We start from the raw sequence: 14,973 nt of genomic DNA, 5'->3' as shown, positions 1-14,973 counted from the left end.
GTGGCGTTGCAAACATGTTGTATTTCGCCCGGTCTGCACGGCCGGTGAAAGAAACTCCAGGTGAGCGACGGGACGTGTCCGTTTCGTGACTGGAGTGTTGTCGTTTCGTCCGGTAAGGGTGTTTGGCAGGCCTCTCGTTTTCGCGCACACTGTGCTCATGTGGTGGTGGATCGCAGTGGGACTGATGGCCTGGCTGACAGTGTCGGCCGCCATCGCGTTCGCTGTGGGGGCGTTCCTGCGGGTGGCGGAGCGAGAAGAACAGCTCGTCGAATTGCAGCGCGATCAACGCGATCACGCGCAGCCGCCCCTTCTGAACTGACCGACCGCATTCATAAAGGGACATTCCGGTTCTTCCCGGCGTGCAATGCCCTTTCGTCGCGACACGGATCGTTACCTGCGATAACGTGCAGATGAAGCTGCGCCTGACAGAGGTGGGTTTCGCGTGCCGCTCACGACGCGGGCGCACCAGAAAATTTCGGGGAGGAAATTTATGAATTCTGTCGCGAAGAAAGCTGCCCTCACTGCTGCCGGTGCCGCTGCATTGGCGTTCGCCGTCCCGGGTGTTGCATCCGCTGCCGGCCCGAACGTCTCCGCTTCCGCGGACGACACCTCGATCACGGTCGATTTCGACCTGCCCCAGGACTCCGTCGAACTCGGCGCCACGTGTGTCACCTATGTTCTCGAGCCGGGCACCGTCGACACCGCGACCCCGTCGGGCCGCATCGACAACCAGCCCGCCGGCACCAAGTTCTCGGTGAACAACACCGAGACCTCGTCGGCCACCTACGTCAAGGACGGCGCACCCGCGCAGACCGGTGCTCGCGCACTGACGCCGGGCACGTACGACGTCTACTGGGGTTGCCAGGACGCCGCGGGCACCACCTACGACAACATCTTCGACGCATCGGGTCGCCCGTTCGCGAAGGAACCCATCACGGTGACCGTCGGTGGCGGCGAGGCCGCGCCTGCCGAGGGTGCACCAGCCGAGTCCGCTCCCGCTGCGCCGGCCGAGGGTGCTCCGGCACAGGCGGGGCCCGTCTCCGACGAGCCGGTGACGACGCCGGAGCCGCCACTCGAAGAACTGCCGATCGATCCGATCCAGTGGTTCCTCGACTTCATTCGCGACCTGCTCGCGCCCCAGTCCTCACAGCCGTGAGGTGAACTCGTAGCTCCGGCGGGGCCTTCTTCTGCGGGCGCCGCCGGGCCGCTACGAGGCGGTTTGGCAGAGCTCTGATTCCAGAGCTATAGTGACGACGGTCACTCACAAGGGGTGGATGTGACCTGCGTCCGCCGGGCAAGCCGGCGTCGAGTGCGACGAGGATTGACTTGAGCACCTGCATTACCGATTCGACGTTCGACGGCTCCGCCGCACCGGGGAGCACAGAGTGGATCAAAGCCCACCTCGCACGGATGGATGAAGACGTTCAGGGCGACGATTTGGCAGTAGACCGACGCAACTGACATCATCCGCGTGCTGCGAAGTCAGCCGCGCGTTGTCTGTAGCGCGCGGCTGTCCGCAGCGAAAGTGTTCGGAGGCTCGATGGCCGGTGTCCCCGGTTTCGATGATCTCGATGTAGATGCGCTGTCGGCGCGCGCGGGAGCGAAGTGGGCGCAAGCGACAGCAGAGGGATTGATCCCGTCCTGGGTCGCCGACATGGACTTCCCTGTGGCACCGGAGATCCGGCGCGCGCTACACGACCGGATCGAGAGCGGCGACCTCGGATACCCCGACTGGTTTCGCGGCACACCGCTGCGCGCAGAATTCTCCCGGCGCATGGCCGCGCGATACGGCTGGGAACCCGATCCGGATGCGGTCCGTGAGCAGACCGACCTCATTCAGGCATTGCAGATCATCCTGCATCTCGCCACCACCCGCGGCGACGCCGTCGCGATCCAGACCCCCAACTACCCGCCGTTCCTCTCCACGCTGCGGCGAATGGGATTGCAGCAGATCGACTTTCCGTTCGTCGACACCGGCCACAGCTGGGAACTCGACTTCGATACCTTCGAGCAGTCGGTGGCGCGGTTTCGTCCCCGCGTCCTGGTGCTGGTGAACCCGCACAACCCGACCGGACGCGTGCACACCCGCGACGAACTCGAGCGCATCGCCGACATCGCCGATCGATTCGACATTCTCGTCGTCAGCGACGAGATCCACGCCGAGTTGACCTACGAGTCGCACCGGCACATTCCGTTCGCATCGCTCGGCAGTGAGGCCGCGGCACGCACGGTGACCATCACGTCGGCGAGCAAGGCATTCAATCTGGCCGGACTGCGCTGCGCCGTGGTGCATTACGGACCATCCGGTCTGTTGTCCCGACGCGACGGGGAGCCGTTCGATCTGTACGGGACGGTGTCGGTGCCGGGAGTGGTCGCGACCCTGGCCGCCTGGCAGGACGGCGACGCCTGGCAGACCGACCTGCTGCGGGTGCTGGAGCGCAATCGACGACGCGTTCATGAGGTGCTGCGAGCCGAGGTTCCCGCCGCACGACACCACGTACCCGAAGCAACGTACCTGTCGTGGATCGACGCCGGTCCGCTCGGAATCGACGACCCCGTGGCCCGCATAGGCGAGCGCGGGGTCCTCGTCGAAGGGGGTGCACGGTTCGGGCACGATTCCCGAAACCACGTGCGGATCAACTTCGCAACGTCGGACGCGCTTCTCGGGAGGATCCTCGACGGTGTGGTCGCCGGACTGTCGACAGGCGAGCGCAGGAAAGCCCCGCCGGCGAATTGAGGGGGGAGGAGCCAGCGGGGCTCTGCGCTGCATCTCCTGTGTCGGGGAGGACTTCAGGGAGATACGGCCACGCGAAGTGGCCGTTGACGAGTCTAAGTGAGCCTGGATGATTCGTCCAGAAACGATACCGAATGGTGATGTAACGCCGAGACATAGGCAAGTTCATGGCCTAATCGCCGACGCGGACAGGCACTGCACGAGTGTCGTCGGGATGCCGGTGGGTGGGCGCGTTCGTGTGCCGCCGACGCCGACGACGCCTGCTCCGGACGCTGTACCAGTAGCCCCACGCGGCGATGCATAGTCCTACAGCCGACAGCAGATCCGATTCGGTGAGCCCGTGATCGGGTGTCACCACATAGAGGACACGACCTTCGATCGGCCCGTTGAGGAGTACCCACAAGCACGACGCGACGGCAGCGGCGAGGCTCGACAGCAGGTGCGGGCGGGCAAGGCACCACGTGGACGCCGCGAAGAGCGAACACATGGCGACGAGTGAGTAGAACTCGACGTTCTCCATGTGTGGTCACCATCCTTCGCGCTGGGTACCCGAACCACTGTACTCAGCACGACGCCGCGCTTGCCGTAGCTGCGCTGGTGTTCTGTGTTACTGACTGACCGCCCTGGGTTACTGAACGCCCTGGACTCCGGTGTGCTCGCGCTGCTCACGCATCCACTTCGGCGCGATGAAGACACCCTCGGCTTCCACGCACACCCCGTCGGGGCCGGAGATCGTTCCCATCGCGAACGCCTTCGCGCCCTCGATTCGATCGAGCAGCGCCTCGCAGCGCAGATCGCCGAGCGGGGTGGGCTGCCGATACTTCACGGTCAGCGTGCCCGTCATTCCCGGAGCTCCCGCGTGGCGGGCCGTGTCGCCGAGGAGTTGATCGAGCACCAAGGCGGAGACTCCGCCGTGCGCGAACCCGGCGGGGCCCTCGTAGCCGGCGTGGAGATGGAAGTCGGCCCACACACGACCGTCGTCCTCGAACTGTAAGTCGAGCGGCGGTGCGATCGGATTGCGCAGCCCGATCGCGGCGTTCCCCCATGTCCGGAAGGTGCCGGAATCGTTGAAGCGCGTACCGTACGGACCGGTCTCCCGATCCCGTTCGAGGATCGACTTCGCGTCGGAGAGGTGCTTGCGGGCCGCGAGGATGTCGTCGTCGCCGCCACGAGATTGGATCGACAGCACGATGAGGTCGCGCAGATCCTGGGCGAGCGGCTGGTAGCGGGCTGCCTGAGCTGCGATTTCTTCGTCCGACAACCCATCGTTGACGTACAGCCGGAAGGTGTCGAGCGAGTCCATCATCGTGGGGTATCTCCAATTTCGCGCAAAATCATCTCTCCCATCCGAACAGGGCACGTATGCCCTTGTCAAAAGGAGTAGCCGCTGATCGGGACTGTTATCGCCAGCGAGCGGGGGCATCGGAGTCGGCCTCGAGGGGGCGCTGATAGGACAGATCGGACGTGTCGCGGGTGCCTTTGAGGAAGGCCTGTTTCGTGAAGAAGGGCGACTGCAGAAGCGATGCGTCGGCCGAAGCGGTCCACTCCACCGTCGACCTGCGCACCGCGATCCGCCAGGTGCCGTCGCGCTTCTCGAGTCGGTCGATGTAGCGACCGCTCATCAACTGCACTGTGGACGAACCCTTTCCGAGCAGTCCGACGATGGCATAGCTCTCGCAGTGCGCGGTGTCGCCGTCGATCTCGCACGTGTGGGTGGTGATGTTGTGGGTGTGGGCGTCCGCCGTCGCGGCATGGGTGGAGTTGGCCCAGCCCGCGTAGTCCGGGCCGCTGTTGATGGTCGCACCGTGCTCGTCGACGCCGTCGTCGTGGTAGGTGCTGCCGAGAAGGTCGGTGTCGTGTCGGTCACACCCGCGTGCGTGGTTCGCGATGCAGTCGAGAATCGCCGTCCTGTCCATCAGGTACTGCACGTTGCGTTCGAGGTCGGCCGGGTCGGTCATGCGACGGCTTCCTCGCCCACGAGGGTGGTGCGGTGCAGGAGGCGCGGTGACGTGGCCGAATACGGCACGGCGCGGTGCAGCATGCCCGTGTTGTCCCACAGCACGAGGTCGCCGGGCTGCCAGTGATGACGCAGCGAGAATCGCGGCTGCGTCGACCACGCGAGGAGGCGTCCGATCAGGCCCTTGCCCTGCTCCTCGGGCCAGCCGACGACATGCGAGGCGGTGGCACCGATCAGCAGTGACTTGCGGCCGCTGCGCCGTGTCCACACCAGCGGATGCTCGCGCTCGGGCACCCGAGCCCACGCGGCCTCCTGCTTCTCCGTCGGCTCGGGGTTGGCCAGGCGCTGGGCCGTGGCGAAGCTGTGCACCACGCGGAGCGTCTCGAACTCGGCCTTGTCCTGGTCGGAGAGGGCCTCGTACGACGCGTAGGTGTTCGCGAACTCGGTATCGCCGCCCTCGTCGGACACCTGCAGCGCGGTCAGCAGCGTGCCCTTCTGCGGGACCTCGTCGGTGGCGCCGTCGATGTGCCAGTGGAAGGTGCCGGTGTTGTATGCCGCGAGGACCGTCTTGGCGGGATCGAGGCTGATCGCGGACACCTCGGGGTGGTCTTCCTGGCCGCCCATCGGCGGAACGACGACTTCACCGAGCATGCGGCTCAGCTCGACGAGGTCGCTGTCGCTGATCTTCGCTTCGCGGAATACGACGACGCCGTACCGGTCGACCAGTTCCTGGCAGCGCGCGGCGGCTTTCGGGTCGTTCAGCGTGTGGCCGGCGACGCCGGTGATCTCTGCGCCGATCTCTTCGGAGATGGGGGTGATGTCGGGAAACAAGATGTGGCCCTCCGGGTCGAGCGAGAATTGAATGCTTATTCTCTGAGAGTACTATTCTCATTGACTATAGGTAAGATTCTCGAGGGAGGTTCGTGGTGAGGATCGGGTTGACGGGTGGCGCATCGACCACCGACAAGATCGTGCGACAGGCGCAGAAAGCGGAGGCCGACGGCTTCACGTCGCTCTGGTACGCGAGCACGGTCGCGGGCGATCCACTCACTGCGCTCGCCGTCGCGGGTCGCGAGACGTCGTCGATCGAACTCGGCACCGCGGTGCTGCAGACCTACCCCGTCCACCCGCTGCTGCAGGCGAACCGTGTCGCCGCCGTCGCGGAAGCGATGGGTCGTCCCGGTTTCACCCTGGGCCTCGGACCGTCTCACGAGAGCCTCGTGCGCGACGTCTACGGCATGTCGTACGACCGGCCCGGCCGCAACACCGAGGAATACGTCCGCATCGTCACCGCGCTTCTGCGCGGCGAGGACGTCGACTTCCAGGGCGGCGAGTGGAGTACTCGGAGCGAGGGCCGGATGGCGCGTGTCGCGCATGAGGTGCCCGTGTTGCTGTCGGCGATGTCGCCTCGGATGCTGCGTGTCGCGGGGCAATACGCCGACGGCACGGTGCTGTGGATGGCGTCTGCCAAGGTCGTCGAATCCGTCATCTCACCCGCGATCCGCGCTGCGGCGGAGAAAGCGGGCCGCCCGTCGCCGCGCATCGTCGCGGGGCTTCCCGTCGCGGTGCACGACGACGCCGACGAAGCGCGCGCCGCGGTCGCTGCGACTGCCACCATGTACGCCGGAATGCCGAACTATCAGCGTGTCCTCGAGGTCGGGGGAGCGAGCACCCCCGCCGACGTCGCGATCGTCGGCACCGAAGAGTCCGTCCACGCCCAACTGCAGAACCTGCTCGCCGCCGGCGCCACCGACGTCTGGGCCGCGATCTTCCCCGTCGGCGACGACGTGCGAGGTTCGGTCCAGCGGACGCGGACCTTCCTGAGTTCGATCACCACCCGGTAGGCGCTTCCCGCGCGGAAATTTGCATCCGACACCCGTAATTGCAGCTGTGGGAAGCGAATTGGGTCGCGGGAGTTATCCACACCGGTCCAAACCATCCACAGATCGGTGGCTTTCGCGGATATCGACACGTGTCGGGAGTGCCGCAATGACACTCTCGGCGTCATGACCTCACCGAAACCCTTCCGCCGCAGCGACGCCCTCAGCTCAGGCCTGAGCGATTCCGAGATCCGACGTGGACTCCGAACCGGCGCACTGGAGCGTGTCGCGCCCGGAATCTATCTGGACGGCCCCACCGCCGAGGGCCTCGACGCGATCGAACGACATCGAATCCGGGCGCGAACCACGGGAGCGGGACTGCCCGACGGGTCCGCGATCAGCCATGTGTCTGCCGCGGTTCTGCACGGACTGGCGTTGTGGCGTCCCGATCTGAGCCGTGTCCACGTGAGCCGGGACGGGAAATCCGGTGGTCGTCGCGGCACCGGGCGTCATCTGCACGTGGTGCAACTCGGCGCCGACGACGTCGTCGAGGTCGACGGAGTGCCGTGTACGTCCATCGCGCGGACGGTCGCGGACCTTGCCTGCACGGCACCGATCGACGAGGTCGTGATTGCCGGGGATTCCGCATTGGCGGGAAAGCCGGCGCTGCGGGTGGCACTGGCGGAGGCTCTCGAGTCCCGCGGCCGACGGCAAGGTATCGCCCGAGCGCGACGGGTCATCGCGTTTCTCGACGGACGTAGCGAAAGCCCCGGTGAGTCGCTGAGCCGGTTGCGGATGGACCAGATCGGGCTGCCTGCCCCCGCGTTGCAGGAGGTTGTGCACACTCCGGAGGGCGAGTTCGTTGCCCGCACCGACTTCTACTGGAAGGAGCATCGGATCGTCGGCGAATTCGACGGTATGGGCAAGTACGGCGGTGACGGCCCTGACGTCTTTCGTCGGGAGAAGCTTCGGGAGGACGCGTTACGCGATCTGGGTTTCCACGTGGTCCGCTGGACGTGGGCGGAACTGTCCCGATTCGACGTCGTTCGCGCCCGCTTCGAGCGGGCAGTAGAGCGAGCGAGGCGTGACCAGTGATCAGTCCTCCTTCCCGCTCGCATCCCTGCTTCCTACATCGGCGATTGTCGTTGCCGGAGACTGGTCGGCGCGCGGGAAGGAGCGTCGTCGTGCCCTCAGGTGGTTGACGGTCAGCGCCGCGAACACCACCGTGCTGGCACCTGCGGCGAGGCCGAGGGCCAGGGTGATGCCGGTGTCGGTGGGATTGAGATCCGCGGCGAGGTGCGAGGCCAGTACCGAACCTGACAGTGCGCTACCGAACGCGCCGCCGACGGTCCGCAGGACCTGGTTGAAGCTGACCGCGCTGCCGAGTTCGGTGTCGGCGACCGATCTGGCGATCAGGCCGGGCATCGACGCGTACGTCGTTCCCATGCCCACACCGAAGAGCATCATTCCGACCAGGATCTCCCAGAGCTGATCGTGGACCTGCCAGAGGAGGATCGCTCCGATGGCCGTCATCGCGGCGCCGACCGGGAGCAGGGTCGGAAGGTTGATCCGACCCGACAACCTCCGCACGACGCGGTTGGCGATGAAGCTGCCCACTGAGAGTGGGAGCATCACGAAACCCGCCCAGAACAGTGGCAGCGCAATGCCGTACGCCGTGGTCTCGGGTGCCTGAGCGATGATGCTGGCGACGGACAGACCCATGTACATCGCAGCGCCCAGGCCGATCGCGGTGCAATTCGCGAGCAGGACGTCCTTGTGGCGGATGACGCGCAGATTGATCAGAGGGTTGGACACCCGTAATTCGACGCCCACCCAGACGGCCAGGATAACTGCCGCAGCGAGGAAGAACCCCAGGGTGGCAACCGAGCCCAACCCCAGTTCGCCCCTTCGCTCACGGCGACCAGCAGCGTGGTCAGGCCGAGACCCAACAGCGCGGCGCCGAGAACGTCGAACCGGTTTCGCGGGGCGCGGTCGTCGGGGCCGCCGGGGACGATGCGCCAGACCACGATGATCGCTGTCACCAGGAAGACCACGGCGAACGCGAACGCGACGCGGAATCCGAAGCCGCTGGCGAGCATCCCGGTGAGCGGGTAGCCGACACCGAGCCCGGTCGACACCGTCACCGACAGGCTCGAGATCCCGGGCCGCACCTGCTCTTCCGGCAGATAGCGTCGAGCGAGGGCGATCGTCACCGGGACGATGCCGTACGAAAGACCCTGCAGCGCACGACCGATGAGAAAGACGGTGAAGTTGGGAGCACATGCCGCCAGGATCGATCCGACCATAATGATCGCCAACGACGTCAGCAGCAGGCGTTTCTTGTGGGGGCCGTCGCTGAGTCGGCCCATGATCGGTGTGGCCACTGCGCCGACGAGGAGGTTCACGGTGAGCATCCACTGGGCGGTGCTGACCGAGACGTCCAGCTCGTGCGAGAGCGTCGGCACCAGCAACATGCCGAGGGAACTGACGACGGCGCTGGTCAGTGCCGTGTAGACGAGGACGGGCAGCAGCGACAGGCGTGAGGTGACCACGCTTATCGGCTGGAGTCCCGGATCGCCTGTGCCAGTGCAGGCAGCGCGACCTGCACTGCGTCTCGCTCTGCCTCGGACATCTGATCGAGGAGTTCCTGCAGCGCTTCGGACCGCTGCGCGCGTCGTTGTCCGATGACGTCGCGACCCAGGTCTGTGGTCTCGACGAGGACTCTGCGTCCATCGGTGCTGTCCGGGGCACGACGTACCAGCCCTGATTTCTCCAGCCTCGTGACGAGCTGGGTCATGTTGGGTTGGGAGGCGTGCTCGGCGTGGGCCAACGCTGTGATCGACTGCGGACCCTCCCGGACCAGCCGGCTGAGCGCGGACGATGCCGAACTGCTCAGGTCTCCGGCTGTGGAACGGGAGCGTACGAATCGAACCAGTTGTTCGACGGCGAGCACGAGATCGTCACCGGTCTCCAGGCGGTGGGTGACATCCGAGGCTCGTTTTTGCATAAGCGAATTATGTAATTGTGGGGATGCCTCGTCAAGCGAGGGTGGTGCCCGGCGGGCTACCGCGGGGGACGCTGAAGGGTGATCGTCAGCAGCGTGAGCAGCTTGTCGTCCGCGCCGGAATCGACGAGTGCGACCTTGATCACCGAGTGGTCGTCGGCGTCGCGGACCACCGTGCCGTGCGATCGCGCCGGGCCCTTCTTCACCTGCGCGAGGTAATGGACCTGGACGTCGGTGGCAACGAGGCCGGGACGCATCGCATGTGCGGCAGCCTCGGCGAGCAGAGCCTGCGCGCCGCCCTGGATGGTGCCGATGGAATTGGCGACGAAAGCGGTGAGATCGAGTTCGAACTCCCCGTTGGCGGCGTCGACCTCGTGAAGGTTCAGGCGCGAGAAGACGTCGTCGTCGATGGGGACGGGCGGGTACTCGCGAATCGTTCCGACCCACTGCTCGGGGGTGTACGACGCGACGTCGCCGTGGGTCGCGGCGGAGCGGGGCAGGCGCACGAACGTCACGAGTCCGCGTGCGGCGAGGGTGAGGCCGCTCGTGCCCGGGGTGTCGATCGAGTTCGCGATCTCGCGGAGATCGGTGACGCCGTGCGTGTCGTATACGTCGGTCTCCACCAGGATCGTCTTCTTGCCGACACGGATCAGCTTGGCGTCGATCGCGATCGGGCCGGGTCGCAGGAAGCCGGCGGCGTGGATCGACAGATCCTGTGTCGCGGTCCAGTCGGGGGAGCCCACGACCAGTGCCGGGGAGGACGCGACGATGTCGACGAGCGTCGTGAGGAATCCGAGTGATGCCGTGCCGGCCGGGTTGCACAGCTTCTCGGTGACCGTCGCGCCCATGATCGCGCGGTCCCTCGAAACCTGCAGCGACTTGATGCCGAAATCCGAGGTGAAAGTGTTGTCTGCGGACACGTCCATCCCTCCCTGTGTGGAAATGTCATTCTCAATCATGGAAATGACTCTTCCATAAAATTGAGCGGAGCGGGAGAGCCAGGTTCAGCCGCGGTGCCCCGACCCGTCCTCCGTCAACCGGATGTAGAGGAGCTTGTCGCGTGCCGCCAGCGCGCTGACCTCGGGCGATCCCACCCGGAACAGGCTTCCGTTGCGTTCGACGCCGAGCACGATCTGACCCAGATGTCGCGGATCCAGCCCGACCTCCTCGAGGTCCACGGCACGCTCGGCGATGGTGAAACCCTCCTCGGGGGTGAGGATGTCCTCGATCATGTCGACCACGCGCGGTGAGCTGCGCGCGGCACCGAGGAGCCGTCCGGCGGTCTCCGACGAGACCACCACCGAGTCGGCGCCGGAGCGACGCAGTAGATGCGCATTCTCCGATTCGCGGATCGAGACGACGATCTTCGCGTTCGGATTGATCTCCCGGGCGGCGAGGGTGATGAGCACGGCGGTGTCGTCGCGGTTCGCCGCCACGATCACCGACGCCGCGCGCTGCACCCCCGCGACACGCAGCACGTCCTGTTTGGTGGCCGAGCCGTGCACGGTCACCAGACCCTGCCCGGCCGCACTCTCGAGAACGATGGGATCGGTGTCGACCACCACGATCTGCGACGGCGGCACCTCGTCGCCGAGCATCGCGTCGACGGCGGAGCGGCCCTTGGTGCCGTACCCGAGGACGACGGTGTGGTCACGGACCCGGCGTCGCCAGCTCTGGATGCGGAACGTCTGACGTGACGTCTCGGTCAGGGCGCCCAGCGTCGTACCGACCAGCACGATGAGGAAGAAGACGCGCAGCGGCGTGATGACGAGGACGTTCATCAGCCGCGCGGACGGGGTGATCGGGGTGATGTCGCCGTAGCCGGTGGTCGAGAGCGACACCGATGCGTAGTAGAAGCAGTCGAGCAGCGACAGCTCGTTGTCCTGGGCATCCCGGTAGCCGTCGCGGTCGATGTAGACGAGTGCCACCATCACCAGCAGGGCCGCCAGGGCGTAGCCGATGCGTCGCACGATCGCGCGCGCCGGGCTCGTGGACGTCTGGGGAACTTTCAGCACACCGACGAGGGCGAAGTCGGGGCGCTCCGTGAGCTGATCGGACCGGCTGAACCGGGCTCGCAACCTATCGGGCATTACGTCACTCTTGCACGCGAGTGGTCGCTCCGTCGAAGTATCAGGTGACGACCTCGCGGAGATCGGTTCGGGTGGTGCGGTAGATCTCCACGAGGTCGGCGTCCTCGCCGCGTTCGATGCGCCGGACCCAGGTGTCGAACGCGATGCGCGAGGCCACACCGGCTGATTCGACGAGTAGCCGCGCGAACGATTCGGAGCGGAGGCCGCGCAGGCGCTCGGCGACGCTCATGGTGATGCGGCACATGGCCAGGGCGTCGGCCGCGAACGCGGCGGCACGGAGGTGGTTGTCGGACGCGATGAGTCGGCGGGTGCGCAGAATGCGGTCCCGTGTGTCCTCGGAGCTCGTCATGAGTCGCTGCAGGGAGCGCTCGTAGAAGGCTTCGATGCCGGGGAGATTGATGTCTTCCTGCGGAATCGACTCGAGCCACTCGACGATCTCGGTTTCGAGTTCGCGGTCCGGACCACACACCGATTCCTCTTTGGTGGCGAAGCATCGGAAGAATGTGCTCGAAGACACACCGGCCGCTCGGGCGATCTCTTCGACAGTTGTCGCGGCGAATCCTTGGAGTTCGAACAGCTCCAGGGCGGCCTTCGAAATCTCGAGGCGCGTCTCCTGCCTGCGTCGTTCCCGCAGGTCCGGGACGCGTGCCTGGGATTTCAGGGTCATCGGTGGGGTTCCTTTCACCTCGGACCACAGCGTTGAGAGTTCACGTCAATCTAGCAGTGGAAATCAAGTTGACAGTCACTTCCAACCGGGGCGAGACTTTCAGGGTTGTCGCAGTCGCGATCGATACACCCATTCAGGAAGTAATCGGATATGCAGTCACCCCAGTTGGAAGACCAGGCCGACGTCGGTCGCGAGGCCGATCTGGAGCCGGGCAGCAAGGTGCTGATCGGTGTCCTCGTCGTCGCGGCATTCGTCATGATCCTGAACGAGACGATCATGAGCGTCGCACTGCCGCCGTTGATGGTCGATCTCGACATCACCGCGAGCACCGCCCAGTGGCTCACCACCGGCTTCATGCTCACCATGGCCGTCGTCATCCCGATCACCGGCTATCTGTTCGAGCGGTTCACGCTCCGCCAGGTGTTCATCGCGTCGATGGGCGTGTTCAGTCTCGGCACGCTGCTGGCGGCGTCTGCACCCGGATTCGAACTGCTCCTCGCCGGTCGTGTAACGCAGGCTGCAGGCACCGCCATCATGCTTCCGTTGCTGATGACGACGGTGCTGCGCGTGGTGCCCGCCCACAAGCGCGGCGGCATGATGGGCATCATCTCCATCGTCATCTCCGTGGCCCCCGCCATCGGCCCCACCATCTCCGGCATCATCCTCGACGCCCTCGACTGGCGCTGGATGTTCTGGATCGTCCTGCCCATCGCACTCATCGCGTTCGCTATCGGTGTCGTGCTGGTCAAGAACGTCACCGAGACGAAGAAGGTCCCGCTCGACGTCGTGTCGGTCATCCTGTCCGTCTTCGCGTTCGGCGGCATCGTCTACGGCCTGAGCAGCATCGGTCATTCGGCGGAAGAGTCGAGTATCCCGGTGTGGGTGCCGCTCGTCGTCGGTGTGGCTGCGTTGGCCGTGTTCGTGATGCGTCAGCTGTCGCGGCAGAAGGACGGACGCGCCCTCCTCGACATGCGCCCGTTCGGGTACCCGGTGTTCAGCATCGGTCTGAGCATGGTGGTCGTCAGCATGATGGCGTTGTTCGGTGCGTTGATCCTGCTGCCGCTGTACCTGCAGAACGTGCGCGGCCTCGACACCCTCGAGACCGGTCTGCTGCTGCTCCCGGGTGGCTTGGCGATGGGTCTGCTGTCGCCGTTCGTCGGACGCATCTACGACCGCATCGGTGCGCGCCCCCTTGTCATCCCGGGTGCTGCCGTCGTCAGTGCCTCGCTGTGGTTGATGACGCTCCTCGACGCGGAGTCGTCGACGCCGATGATCGTCTGCGTTCACGTGATGCTGATGCTCGGCCTCGCATCGGTGATGACGCCGCTGATGACGTCGTCACTGGGAGCGGTGCCGGCCGAGCTGTACTCGCACGGCAGCGCGATCTTCAACACCGTCCAGCAGCTTGCGGGTGCGGCGGGTACGGCGCTGTTCATCACGGTCATGACCGTGACCGCCACGTCCGCGGCGTCCGACGGTGCGAGCGAGCTCGCTGCGAATCAGGACGGTATCCACATGGCGTTCCTGTGCGGCGGCGTCGTGTCGCTGCTGGCGGTGGTCGCGGCGTTCTTCATCCGGAAGCCGGACGCCGCCCTCACCGAGGCGTGATCGGCGGCAGTACCTTCCGCTCCACGAGACGGTCGAACAATTGCAGCAGACGCGTTTCGGTCACGAGCGCATCGGCGAACCCGGCCTGACGGATCTTCACGGTGGAAGTGATGTTGTCGGCCTCGTGGTGGAACAGGAAGTCGCCGACCGGCCACGCGACCAGCTTCTCGAACGGTGTGGGGACCAGGTGGTGCTTCTCGACCAGCCGCTGCCAGACGTCGGCGCGGTTCGGCATGGCGTCCGTGAGCGACATCTGCTGAGGCGGCGCGTATTCCATGCCGAAGTGCTCGGCGAACCGTGGCCAGAGCTGCGACCAGCGGAACTGATCGCCGTTGTTCACGTTGAAGACCTGGTTCGCGGCGGTGTCGGCGGAACCCGCCCACACCGTTGCGCGGCCGAGCAGTTCGGCGTCGGTGGTCTGGTAGAGCACGTCGTAGGCGGCACGGGTGCCGGGGAAGCGCATCGGCAGTCCCAGTTCCTTGCAGATCGCGGCATACACACCGATGACGAGCAGGAGATTCATCGGATTTCCGGTCGCGTAGCCCGTCACGCCCTCGGGGCGCAGCGCGGTGAAGGTGAAATTGCGCTCGGCGGCGACGCGCCGGAGGAGGTCTTCCTGCGTGTAGTAGAAGTGCGGGGCGATGAGCCGCGCGTCGGTTTCCTTCGCGGGTGTGTTGAAGAACCCGAGATGGTGGCCGTAGGCCTTGCCGCCCTGATAGAGGGTGACGTGCCGCAGCGGCGCCCCCGCGGCCTGCAGCGCGTCCAGGGTGTTGCGCAGCAATGCGTCGTTGACCTCGATGAGTTCGGGATCGGTGGGCCGCTCGATGTAGGCCGCGAAGACGAGGTGCGTGACGTCGCTCAGATCGGCGAGTGCGTTCTTCGCTTCGTCGGTGTCGAGGAGGTCGACGCTGCGGTGCTGCCACGGCACGTCGGGGAGGTCGCGGCGGCTGACACCGTGCACGGTCCAACCGAGGTTCGAGTACTCGCGGGCGGCGTAGCTTCCGATGAGTCCGCCGTCGCCCGCGACGAGGACGGTGCCGCCGTTCGTGGGCAGATCGGTCAGGTTCAGTCCTGGTGTGGTCATGGTGCTTCC

At 65.9% G+C, this 14,973-nt stretch carries 15 protein-coding genes and 1 pseudogene; 6 read left to right on the top strand and 10 right to left on the bottom strand.

The window, feature by feature from the left end; translation table 11 throughout:
• The first annotated feature begins 157 nt into the window (after positions 1 to 157).
• The 3 genes from Q7514_RS22965 to Q7514_RS22955 all read left to right on the top strand — a co-directional run bounded on the left by Q7514_RS22965 (position 158) and on the right by Q7514_RS22955 (position 2,737).
• Complete coding sequence (locus Q7514_RS22965; RefSeq protein ID WP_330135570.1) at positions 158 to 319, top strand: hypothetical protein; 162 nt, start codon at positions 158 to 160, stop codon at positions 317 to 319.
• 171 nt (positions 320 to 490) lie between these two features.
• Complete coding sequence (locus Q7514_RS22960; RefSeq protein ID WP_330135569.1) at positions 491 to 1,156, top strand: hypothetical protein; 666 nt, start codon at positions 491 to 493, stop codon at positions 1,154 to 1,156.
• Positions 1,157 to 1,540: 384 nt separating this feature from the next.
• On the top strand, positions 1,541 to 2,737 hold the full coding sequence (locus Q7514_RS22955) for a MalY/PatB family protein (RefSeq protein ID WP_330135568.1): 1,197 nt from the start codon (positions 1,541 to 1,543) through the stop codon (positions 2,735 to 2,737).
• Between the two features lie 169 nt (positions 2,738 to 2,906).
• Here Q7514_RS22955 and Q7514_RS22950 read toward each other — a convergent pair whose 3' ends face one another.
• From Q7514_RS22950 to Q7514_RS22935, 4 genes are all read right to left on the bottom strand, one after another.
• Entirely contained in the window at positions 2,907 to 3,254 is a 348-nt protein-coding gene (locus tag Q7514_RS22950; protein ID WP_330135567.1) for a hypothetical protein, read from the bottom strand.
• 108 nt (positions 3,255 to 3,362) lie between these two features.
• Positions 3,363 to 4,040, bottom strand: a complete 678-nt coding sequence (locus tag Q7514_RS22945; protein WP_330135566.1) for a PaaI family thioesterase — start codon at positions 4,038 to 4,040, stop codon at positions 3,363 to 3,365.
• Positions 4,041 to 4,134: 94 nt separating this feature from the next.
• Entirely contained in the window at positions 4,135 to 4,692 is a 558-nt protein-coding gene (locus Q7514_RS22940; RefSeq protein WP_330135565.1) for a nuclear transport factor 2 family protein, read from the bottom strand.
• Positions 4,689 to 5,522, bottom strand: coding sequence for a TauD/TfdA dioxygenase family protein (locus tag Q7514_RS22935; protein WP_330135564.1), 834 nt, complete (start codon positions 5,520 to 5,522; stop codon positions 4,689 to 4,691). Before Q7514_RS22935 ends, Q7514_RS22940 begins: the two co-directional genes overlap by 4 nt.
• A 95-nt stretch (positions 5,523 to 5,617) precedes the next feature.
• Between Q7514_RS22935 and Q7514_RS22930 the strand changes: the two genes are divergently transcribed.
• Together Q7514_RS22930 and Q7514_RS22925 are read left to right on the top strand one after the other, a co-directional pair.
• Positions 5,618 to 6,535, top strand: coding sequence for a TIGR03564 family F420-dependent LLM class oxidoreductase (locus Q7514_RS22930; RefSeq protein ID WP_330135563.1), 918 nt, complete (start codon positions 5,618 to 5,620; stop codon positions 6,533 to 6,535).
• Between the two features lie 162 nt (positions 6,536 to 6,697).
• On the top strand, positions 6,698 to 7,606 hold the full coding sequence (locus Q7514_RS22925; RefSeq protein ID WP_330135562.1) for a type IV toxin-antitoxin system AbiEi family antitoxin domain-containing protein: 909 nt from the start codon (positions 6,698 to 6,700) through the stop codon (positions 7,604 to 7,606).
• On the opposite strand, the pseudogene Q7514_RS22920 reads toward Q7514_RS22925, so the two are convergent.
• The 5 genes and pseudogenes from Q7514_RS22920 to Q7514_RS22900 form a co-directional block, all read right to left on the bottom strand.
• Positions 7,607 to 8,985, bottom strand: a pseudogene (locus Q7514_RS22920) (MFS transporter).
• 80 nt (positions 8,986 to 9,065) lie between these two features.
• Positions 9,066 to 9,518 carry a MarR family transcriptional regulator gene (locus Q7514_RS22915; RefSeq protein ID WP_330135561.1) on the bottom strand — a complete coding sequence of 151 codons (453 nt, stop codon included), beginning with the start codon at positions 9,516 to 9,518 and terminating at the stop codon, positions 9,066 to 9,068.
• A gap of 56 nt (positions 9,519 to 9,574) precedes the next feature.
• Positions 9,575 to 10,441, bottom strand: a complete 867-nt coding sequence (locus tag Q7514_RS22910; RefSeq protein WP_408016167.1) for a PaaI family thioesterase — start codon at positions 10,439 to 10,441, stop codon at positions 9,575 to 9,577.
• A 78-nt stretch (positions 10,442 to 10,519) separates the two neighbouring features.
• Complete coding sequence (locus tag Q7514_RS22905; protein ID WP_330135559.1) at positions 10,520 to 11,605, bottom strand: potassium channel family protein; 1,086 nt, start codon at positions 11,603 to 11,605, stop codon at positions 10,520 to 10,522.
• Positions 11,606 to 11,645: 40 nt separating this feature from the next.
• Positions 11,646 to 12,272, bottom strand: coding sequence for a TetR/AcrR family transcriptional regulator (locus Q7514_RS22900; protein ID WP_330135558.1), 627 nt, complete (start codon positions 12,270 to 12,272; stop codon positions 11,646 to 11,648).
• Positions 12,273 to 12,422: 150 nt separating this feature from the next.
• Between Q7514_RS22900 and Q7514_RS22895 the strand changes: the two genes are divergently transcribed.
• Positions 12,423 to 13,880 carry a DHA2 family efflux MFS transporter permease subunit gene (locus tag Q7514_RS22895; RefSeq protein WP_330135557.1) on the top strand — a complete coding sequence of 486 codons (1,458 nt, stop codon included), beginning with the start codon at positions 12,423 to 12,425 and terminating at the stop codon, positions 13,878 to 13,880.
• On the opposite strand, the gene Q7514_RS22890 is transcribed toward Q7514_RS22895, so the two are convergent.
• Positions 13,867 to 14,964 (bottom strand): SDR family oxidoreductase, encoded by a 1,098-nt coding sequence (locus Q7514_RS22890; protein ID WP_330135556.1) that lies wholly within the window; start codon positions 14,962 to 14,964, stop codon positions 13,867 to 13,869. The genes Q7514_RS22895 and Q7514_RS22890 overlap by 14 nt on opposite strands.
• Positions 14,965 to 14,973: the final 9 nt, after the last annotated feature.

This window comes from Rhodococcus artemisiae (assembly GCF_036327795.1).
Classification (GTDB): domain Bacteria; phylum Actinomycetota; class Actinomycetes; order Mycobacteriales; family Mycobacteriaceae; genus Rhodococcus; species Rhodococcus artemisiae.
This window is presented reverse-complemented; position numbering and strand designations above follow the sequence as displayed.

Bases quoted from the DNA above. Each gene is read 5' to 3' on its own strand.
- Q7514_RS22965 (WP_330135570.1), top strand. From the start codon at position 158: ATGTGGTGGTGGATCGCAGTGGGACTGATGGCCTGGCTGACAGTGTCG.
- Q7514_RS22960 (WP_330135569.1), top strand. From the start codon at position 491: ATGAATTCTGTCGCGAAGAAAGCTGCCCTCACTGCTGCCGGTGCCGCT.
- Q7514_RS22955 (WP_330135568.1), top strand. From the start codon at position 1,541: ATGGCCGGTGTCCCCGGTTTCGATGATCTCGATGTAGATGCGCTGTCG.
- Q7514_RS22950 (WP_330135567.1), bottom strand. From the start codon at position 3,254: ATGGAGAACGTCGAGTTCTACTCACTCGTCGCCATGTGTTCGCTCTTC.
- Q7514_RS22945 (WP_330135566.1), bottom strand. From the start codon at position 4,040: ATGATGGACTCGCTCGACACCTTCCGGCTGTACGTCAACGATGGGTTG.
- Q7514_RS22940 (WP_330135565.1), bottom strand. From the start codon at position 4,692: ATGACCGACCCGGCCGACCTCGAACGCAACGTGCAGTACCTGATGGAC.
- Q7514_RS22925 (WP_330135562.1), top strand. From the start codon at position 6,698: ATGACCTCACCGAAACCCTTCCGCCGCAGCGACGCCCTCAGCTCAGGC.
- Q7514_RS22915 (WP_330135561.1), bottom strand. From the start codon at position 9,518: ATGCAAAAACGAGCCTCGGATGTCACCCACCGCCTGGAGACCGGTGAC.
- Q7514_RS22910 (WP_408016167.1), bottom strand. From the start codon at position 10,441: ATGGACGTGTCCGCAGACAACACTTTCACCTCGGATTTCGGCATCAAG.
- Q7514_RS22905 (WP_330135559.1), bottom strand. From the start codon at position 11,605: ATGCCCGATAGGTTGCGAGCCCGGTTCAGCCGGTCCGATCAGCTCACG.
- Q7514_RS22900 (WP_330135558.1), bottom strand. From the start codon at position 12,272: ATGACCCTGAAATCCCAGGCACGCGTCCCGGACCTGCGGGAACGACGC.
- Q7514_RS22895 (WP_330135557.1), top strand. From the start codon at position 12,423: ATGCAGTCACCCCAGTTGGAAGACCAGGCCGACGTCGGTCGCGAGGCC.
- Q7514_RS22890 (WP_330135556.1), bottom strand. From the start codon at position 14,964: ATGACCACACCAGGACTGAACCTGACCGATCTGCCCACGAACGGCGGC.